This window comes from Stenotrophomonas sp. PS02301 (assembly GCF_029959485.1).
Classification (GTDB): Bacteria; Pseudomonadota; Gammaproteobacteria; order Xanthomonadales; family Xanthomonadaceae; genus Stenotrophomonas; species Stenotrophomonas maltophilia_Z.
Genome location: NZ_JASCOO010000139.1, coordinates 1 through 7,987, shown reverse-complemented (window position 1 = coordinate 7,987; position 7,987 = coordinate 1). Strand labels below are relative to the sequence as shown.

The following is a 7,987-nucleotide window of genomic DNA, read 5'->3' as shown; positions in this document are numbered from 1 at the left end:
GCCGCTGGCCGGCTCTTCAGTCTGTCTGACGCATGAGGCAAGCGTCACGGGGAGCCGGCCAGCGGCCGGCACTACCGGTCAACGGGCTTTGCCGATGCTTGCGTAGCTGCCGCCGGTGAGCTGCATCAGATCGGCCGGTGCCAGCGCCACCTCCAGCCCACGCCGCCCGGCACTGACGTGCACGCTCGGCAGCATCTGCGCGCTCGCCTCCAGGAAGGTGCGGTGTTTCTTTTTCTGCCCCAGCGGGCTGATCCCCCCGACCAGGTAACCGGTCGCGCGCTGCGCCGCATCGGCGTTGGCCATCTCGCACTTCCGGCAGCCGGCCGCTGCGGCGAGTGCCTTCAAGTCCAGGGTGCCGCTCACCGGCACGATCGCCACCAGCAGCTCGTGCTTCTCGGTGCTTGCCAGCAGTGTCTTGAACACCTGCGCCGGATCCAGCCCGAGCTGCTCTACTGCCTCGCCACCATAGGACGTGGCGGTGGCGTCATGGTGGTAGGACAGCACGCTGTGCGCGATGCCGAGCGTCTTGAGCAGGTTGATAGCAGGGGTCATGGGCGCATCGTAGCGTGGGGTGCGGCGTGTCGGCTTGACCCAGCCTATCGGACCAGGCGTACCGACCAACGGTCGGTACCTACCTCGTTCTGCGCACTGACCCACGGTCGGTGCCGCCCGCCTGGCAGGTCACGATCGTTGGTCGTGATGGCGCTCAACCCACAAAAAAACGGGCGCCTTCCGGCGCCCGTCTGTTTTCAATGCAACTGGACCGGCATGCCGATCAGTAGCGGTAATGCTCCGGCTTGAACGGACCTTCCACCGGCACGCCGATGTAATCGGCCTGTTCCTGGCTCAGGGTGGTCAGCTTCACGCCGATCTTTTCCAGATGCAGGCGCGCCACTTCTTCGTCCAGCTTCTTCGGCAGCAGGTACACCTTCTTCTCGTAGCTGTCCTTGTTCGCCCACAGGTCGATCTGTGCGAGCGTCTGGTTGGCGAACGAGTTGGACATCACGAAGCTCGGGTGGCCGGTGGCGCAGCCCAGGTTGACCAGACGGCCGTCGGCCAGCAGGAAGATCGCATTGCCGTTGTCGAAGATGTACTTGTCGACCTGCGGCTTGATGTTGATCTTCTGCACGCCGGCCAGCGCGTTCAGCGCATCGACCTGGATCTCGTTGTCGAAGTGGCCGATGTTGCAGACGATGGCCTGGTCCTTCATCGCGCTCAGGTGCTCGATGCGAATGATGTCCTTGTTGCCGGTGGTGGTGACGTAGATGTCGCCACGGCCCAGGGTGGATTCCAGGGTGTTGACCTCGAAGCCTTCCATCGCGGCCTGCAGGGCGCAGATCGGATCGATCTCGGTGACCACGACGCGCGCGCCGTAAGCGCGCAGCGAAGCGGCGCAGCCCTTGCCCACGTCACCGTAGCCGCAGACCACGGCGACCTTGCCGGCCAGCATCACGTCCATCGCGCGCTTGAGGCCATCGGCCAGCGACTCGCGGCAGCCGTACAGGTTGTCGAACTTGCTCTTGGTGACCGAGTCGTTGACGTTGATCGCCGGGATCAGCAGGGTGCCGGCCTGGGCCAGCTGGTACAGGCGGTGCACGCCGGTGGTGGTCTCTTCGGAGACGCCCTTCCAGTCCTTGACCACACGGGCCCAGTAACCCGGGCGCTCGGTGGCTACGCGCTTGAGCAGGTTCTTGATGACCTGCTCTTCGTGCGAGGCGGCCTTTTCATCGACCCAGGTGCTGCCGTTTTCGAGCTCATAGCCCTTGTGGATCAGCAGGGTCACGTCGCCGCCGTCGTCCACCACCAGCTCCGGGCCGGTCAGGGTGCCGTCGGGCAGGGTGAAGGTCAGCGCGTCCAGGGTGCAGTCCCAGTACTCTTCCAGGGTCTCGCCCTTCCAGGCGAACACCGGGGTGCCCGAGGCGGCGATCGCCGCAGCCGCGTGGTCCTGGGTCGAGAAGATGTTGCACGAGGCCCAGCGCACGTCGGCGCCGATGTCCTTCAGGGTCTCGATCAGCACCGCGGTCTGGATGGTCATGTGCAGCGAGCCGGTCACGCGCACGCCCTTCAGCGGCAGGGTGGCGGCGTGCTTGCGACGGATCGACATCAGGCCCGGCATTTCATGCTCGGCGATGTCCAGCTCCTTGCGGCCCCAATCGGCCAGGGAGATATCGGCAATCTTGTAATCGCCTTCGGTGGAGAAGGTCTTGGCAACAGCGTTCATTCAAAGCTCCGGTGTAATGACGAGTCGATACTCGTGTTCGCCGGGCGCCGTTGGAACCAATCCTGGCCACCGAGCCTGGCCGCCCCCGGACAAGGTCCGGAACGGTCGCAGCGCCCCTCGGTGGAGGGTCACCCATTATATCGTGGCCAGTTGCATTGGCATGAATCGGTCCCTGCCCCCAACCATCGGCAGGGGGGCGATCGGCGCGCGGCTGTTAAGGTCGGGGGTTCGTATCAGCACAGGCACAGAACATGACACGCACCCCCGGTCGACGCGCTCCACAGTGGCGCCATACCTTGATCCTCGGCCTGGCCCTGCTGGCGGTGCCGCCGTTGGCGCTGGCCGCGGCGCCGGCCGTGAAGACCACTGCGCCGACCGCAGCCGCCGCCAAGGGCGATCAGGGCGGCTACCAGCTGCCTTCGCCGGCCCTGCAGGCTGTGGTCGATGCACCGCGTGCCCCGACCCTGAGCCTGTCCCCGCGCCGTGACCTGGCCGCGCTGCTGCAGACGCCGCCGCTGCCGTCGATCAACGACGTTGCCCAGCCCGAACTGAAGCTGGCCGGCCTGCGCATCAACCCGGCCACGCATTCGGCCAGCCGCTTCAGCTTCGCCGACAAGCTGTGGCTGATGAGCGTGGCCGATGGCAAGGAGCGCCAGATCAGCGGGCTGCCGCAGCCGTTGTCGATCGCCACCTTTGCCTGGTCGCCGGACCAGAAGTACATCGCCTTCAATCAGGTGCACGCGGCCACCCACACCAATGAACTGTGGATCGTCGATGTCGACGCCGGTTCGGCGCGCCGCCTGGTCGGTGATCTGAACACGGTGATGGGCGATGGCTACAGCTGGCAGCCCGACAGCCGTGGCCTGCTGGTGATGCAGCAGCTCAAGGGCCAGGGTGCGGCACCGGCCGCTGGCGGCATTCCGACCGGCCCGGCGATCCAGCAGACCGAGGCCGACGCCGGTGTGCGCACGATCCGCACCTACCAGGACATGCTCAAGAACGAGGCCGATGCCCGCCTCTTCGACTACTACGCCAGCGCGCAGCCGGCCAAGGTCGCGCTCAACGGGGTGACCACGCCGCTGTCCACCGGTGGGGTGTACTGGGATGTCACCCTCTCCCCGGATGGCCGTTACCTGCTGAGCGAGCGGGTGGTGCGTCCGTACTCCTACCTGGTGCCGGCCAGCGCGTTCGCGCGTCGCATCGAAGTGCTGTCCGCGGTGGACGGCAAGCTCGAACACACCGTCGCCGACCTGCCGCTGAAGGAAGGCCTGCCGACCGGCAACGATGCGGTGGCCACCGGCGTGCGCCGGATCGACTGGCGCGCCGATGCCCCGGCGACCCTGGTCTGGGCCGAAGCGCAGGACGGCGGCGACCCGAACCGCGAGGCCAAGGTGCGCGACGCGGTGCTGATGCAGGCGGCCCCGTTCGATAAGCCGCCGGTCACGCTGGCGCAGCTGGGCAGCCGTTATGCGGGCATCCAGTGGGGCCGTGGCGATCTGGCGCTGCTCAACGAATCGTGGTGGAAGAACCGCGAGGTCAAGCAGTGGCGGATCGCGCCTGACCAGCCGGAGAAGGCGGCCGAGCTGTTGTCGGCGCGTTCCTCGCAGGACCGCTACAACGACCCGGGCCGCCCGGGCCTGGTGCGCGACGTCAACGGTCGCTCGCGCCTGCAGGTCAGCGCAGATGGCCGCAGCATCTTCCTGTACGGGCTGGGCGCCTCGCCGGAAGGCGACCGTCCGTTCGTGGATCGCCTTGATCTGGACAGCAAGCAGACCACCCGCCTGTTCCACTCGCAGGCGCCGTCCTACGCCGCGCCGGTGGCGCTGCTCGACCAGGAAGGCACCTCGCTGCTGTTGACCCGCGAGTCGCCCGATGAGCCGGCCAACTTCTACGTGCAGTCGCTGGCCGATGCCACCGCCGCCCCGACGGCGTTGACCCACTTCCAGCACCCGCTGCCGCAGCTGCGTGGGGTGAGCAAGGAGCAGATCCGCTACAAGCGCAACGATGGCGTCGACCTGACCGCCACGCTGATGCTGCCGCCGGGCTACAACGCGAAGAAGGACGGTCCGTTGCCGCTGCTGATGTGGGCCTACCCGGGCGAGTTCAAGACCGCCGAAGCGGCCAGCCAGGTCACCGATTCCCCGTACCGCTTCAACGCGATCAGCTACTGGGGCCCGCAGGCGTTCCTGGCCAAGGGCTACGCGGTGCTGGTCAGCCCCTCGATGCCGATCATCGGCGAGGGTGACAAGGAGCCGAACGACACCTACCTGCCGCAGCTGATCGCCAATGCCGAGGCGGCCGTGAATGAAGCGGTGCGGCGTGGCGTGACCGATCGTGAGCACATCGCGATCGGCGGCCACTCCTACGGTGCGTTCATGACCGCCAACCTGCTCGCGCATACCCGCCTGTTCAAGGCCGGCATCGCGCGCAGCGGTGCGTACAACCGCACGCTGACCCCGTTCGGCTTCCAGGCCGAAGAGCGCAACTACTGGCAGGCGCAGGACGTCTACCAGAAGATGTCGCCGTTCAACTACGCCGACAAGATCAAGGACCCGATCCTCTTCATCCACGGCGTGGACGACAACAACTCCGGCACGTTCCCGATCCAGAGCGAGCGCATGTTCGCCGCGGTGAAGGGGCTGGGCGGTACCTCGCGCCTGGTGATGCTGCCCAATGAATCGCATGCTTACCGTGCACGCGAATCGATCATGACCATGCTGGCCGAGAGCGAGCGCTGGCTGGAGCAGACCGTGGGCGAAGGCAAGCCCGTCAAGAAGAAGCGCTGAGCTGGCAGGTGCCGGCCACTGGCGGTACCTGACAACACCCGGTAGGTACCGGCCGTTGGCCGGTACGGAACAATCGGTAATGCCGGCCCCTTGCCGGCACTACCAGATGTAACTATTTGCGCGACGCAGCAATGACCCCATTGTGGGTTAGGCTTGAGCGGATTCCGTTCCCGAGGCCAGTGCGTCGCAGATGAACGAGTACCGTAGCAGCATCGTTTTTGCCACTCCCGATATTCCCCTGCGTGACGATGTACGCCGACTCGGCGCACTGGTCGGCGACCTGCTCGCCGAGCAGGTCTCCACGCAGTTTTTCGATGATGTGGAACAGGTGCGTACGCGCGCCATCGCCCGCCGCGAAAGCGACGCCCCGCTGTCCGATCTCAACGACGTCCTGACCGGCCTGCCGCCGGCGCGCGCCGAAGCGATGGTGCGTGCCTTCAGCACCTACTTCCAGGTGGTGAACATCGCCGAGCGCGTGCACCGCATCCGCCGCCGCCGCGACTACCAGCGTGCCGGTACGGCCACGCCGCAGCCGGATGGCCTGCAGGACGCACTGGTCAAGCTCAAAGCGCAGGGCGTGACCCTGGCCGAGCTGGCGCAGTGGCTGCCGCGCATCGATATCGAGCCGGTGTTCACCGCGCATCCGACCGAAGCAGTCCGCCGCGCGCTGCTGGAAAAAGAGCAGTTGATGGTCGCCAGCCTGGTCGACAACCTGGACGGCCAGCGCACGCCGGGTGAAGCCGCCGCCGACGCTGCGCGTTTCCGCATGGCCCTGACGGCGTCGTGGCAGACCACCGATTCCTCGCCCGTGCGCCCCACCGTGGATGACGAGCGGGAGCATGTCGGCTTCTATCTGGTCCAGGTGCTGTACCGGGTGATTCCGGTGCTGTACGAATCGCTGCAGCAGGCGCTGCTGGATACCTACGGCGAAGCACTGCCGCTGCCCCGCCTGCTGCGCTTCGGCACGTGGGTGGGCGGCGACATGGACGGCAATCCGAACGTGGATGCCGGCACCATCCGCAACACGCTCGATGCGCAGCGCCAGGCCGTACTCGGCCGCTACCAGAAAGACCTGCTGCAGCTGGCCAGCCTGCTCAGCCAGTCCACCGAGCGGGTGGCGGTCAGCGATGCGCTGCAGGCGCGCGTGGACCATTACAAAACGCTGCTGCCCAAGGTCACCTCGCGGCCGCGTCACGCCGATATGCCCTATCGCCTGCTCAACGACCGCATGCGCGCACGCGTGCAGGCGACGATGGACGATGCGGACGGTGCGTATGCGTCCCCACAGGAGCTGACCGACGACATCGAGCTGATCCTGCGCAGCCTGCACGACAACAAGGGCGACCATGCCGGCGGTTTCGCGGTGCGTCGCTTGTTGTGGCGGGTACGCACCTTCGGCTTCCACCTGGCGCGGTTGGATGTGCGCCAGGAGTCCAGCGTGCACGGCCGGGCGCTGGCCAGCGTGCTGGATGGGCAGGAGGCCTGGGACGCCGCTGATGCGGTCACCCGCGCGGCGCGCCTGGCCCCGTTCGCCAGTGGCGAGCAGGCGCTGCCCGCGAGCAACGAAGAAGGCGGCGAACGGCTGGATGCAGTGTTCGCGGCGCTGGCCGATGCCCGTCACCGGCACGGCGCCGACGCGTTGGGCAGCTACATCATCTCGATGGCGCATGATCGCAGCGATGTGCTCGCCGTGCTTGCGCTGGCCCGTCGCGGCGGCCTGGTCGATGACGCCGGCGCGGTGCCGCTGGACATCGCGCCGCTGTTCGAAACGGTGGACGATCTCAAGCGCGGTACCGACACCCTGCGCGATCTGCTGGCCGACCCGGTCTACCGCACCCATCTGGCCTCGCGCGGTGATGTGCAGATGGTGATGCTCGGCTATTCGGACAGTGGCAAGGACGGCGGTATCGCGGCCTCGCGCTGGGGCCTGCAACGTGCCCAGGTGGAACTGCTGGACGTCGCCGCCGAGAACGACATCCGGCTGACCTTCTTCCACGGCCGTGGCGGCTCGATCAGCCGCGGCGGCGGCAAGACCACGCACGCCGTGGATGCCTCGCCGCGCGGCAGCATCGACGGCCGTCTGCGCGTGACCGAGCAGGGCGAAGTGATCCATCGCAAGTACGGCATCCGTGCACTGGCGCTGCGCTCACTGGAGCAGTCCACCGGTGCGGTGCTGCGCTCCAGCCTGCGCCCGCGCGCAGCGGAACCGCGCGAGGAACAGTGGCGCCCGGTGATGGACCTGATCGCGCAGAAGAGTTCGGAGGCGTACCGCGCCTTCGTCGGCCAGAAAGACTTCATGCAGTACTTCCGCCTGGCCACGCCCATCGACGTGATCGAGCGGATGACCTTGGGCTCACGCCCTTCGCGCCGTCTGGGCGAGGATGCCGCACTGACCAACCTGCGCGCGATTCCGTGGGTGTTCGCCTGGAGCCAGGCGCGGGCCGTGATTCCGGGCTGGTATGGCGTCGGCAGTGGCCTGCAGGCGGCGATCGACGCTGGTCACGAAGGCCTCCTGAAAGAGATGGCGCGCGACTGGCCGTTCTTCAGCACCTTCCTGGACGACATCGCGATGGTGCTGTCCAAGGGCGACCTGACCATCGCCGAACAGTTCTCGCAGCTGTCCGGTGCGTTGCATGGCCGCTTCTTCCCGCAGATCCAGGGCGAGCTGGAGCTCACCTCGCAGTGGATCCTGGCGTTGACCGGGCAGGATGAACTGCTGCAGCACGATCAGCGCCTGGCACTGTCGATCCGCCTGCGTAACCCCTACATCGATCCGATCAGCGTGTTGCAGGTGGACCTGCTGCGCCGCTGGCGTGAAAGCGGGGGCGAAGACGATGACGTACTGCGCGCGCTGGTGGCGTGTGTGAACGGTGTTTCTCAGGGCGTACAGAACACCGGCTAGGCCATGACGGGGTAGTGCCGGCCGCTGGCCGGCAGCGCGCGCCATCTGGCAGGTATCGACCCACGGTCGATACCTGCC

General features: G+C 67.0%; 4 protein-coding genes and 1 riboswitch. Of the genes, 2 read left to right on the top strand and 2 right to left on the bottom strand.

Annotation, left to right across the window (positions count from 1 at the left end):
• Positions 1-78 precede the first annotated feature (78 nt).
• Together ybaK and ahcY are read right to left on the bottom strand one after the other, a co-directional pair.
• On the bottom strand, positions 79-552 hold the full coding sequence (gene ybaK / locus QMX81_RS19675; protein ID WP_282264015.1) for a Cys-tRNA(Pro) deacylase: 474 nt from the start codon (positions 550-552) through the stop codon (positions 79-81).
• Between the two features lie 223 nt (positions 553-775).
• Positions 776-2,221, bottom strand: coding sequence for an adenosylhomocysteinase (gene ahcY, locus QMX81_RS19670; RefSeq protein ID WP_282264013.1), 1,446 nt, complete (start codon positions 2,219-2,221; stop codon positions 776-778).
• 35 nt (positions 2,222-2,256) lie between these two features.
• Positions 2,257-2,346: riboswitch (S-adenosyl-L-homocysteine riboswitch) on the bottom strand.
• A gap of 126 nt (positions 2,347-2,472) precedes the next feature.
• On the opposite strand from ahcY, the gene QMX81_RS19665 reads away from it, so the two are divergent.
• Both QMX81_RS19665 and ppc read left to right on the top strand, forming a co-directional pair.
• Entirely contained in the window at positions 2,473-5,007 is a 2,535-nt protein-coding gene (locus QMX81_RS19665; protein ID WP_282264011.1) for a prolyl oligopeptidase family serine peptidase, read from the top strand.
• Between the two features lie 190 nt (positions 5,008-5,197).
• The gene (ppc, locus tag QMX81_RS19660; protein WP_282264009.1) at positions 5,198-7,909 is read left to right on the top strand and encodes a phosphoenolpyruvate carboxylase; all 2,712 of its coding nucleotides are present in this window, start codon (positions 5,198-5,200) and stop codon (positions 7,907-7,909) included.
• The last annotated feature ends 78 nt before the right edge of the window (positions 7,910-7,987 follow it).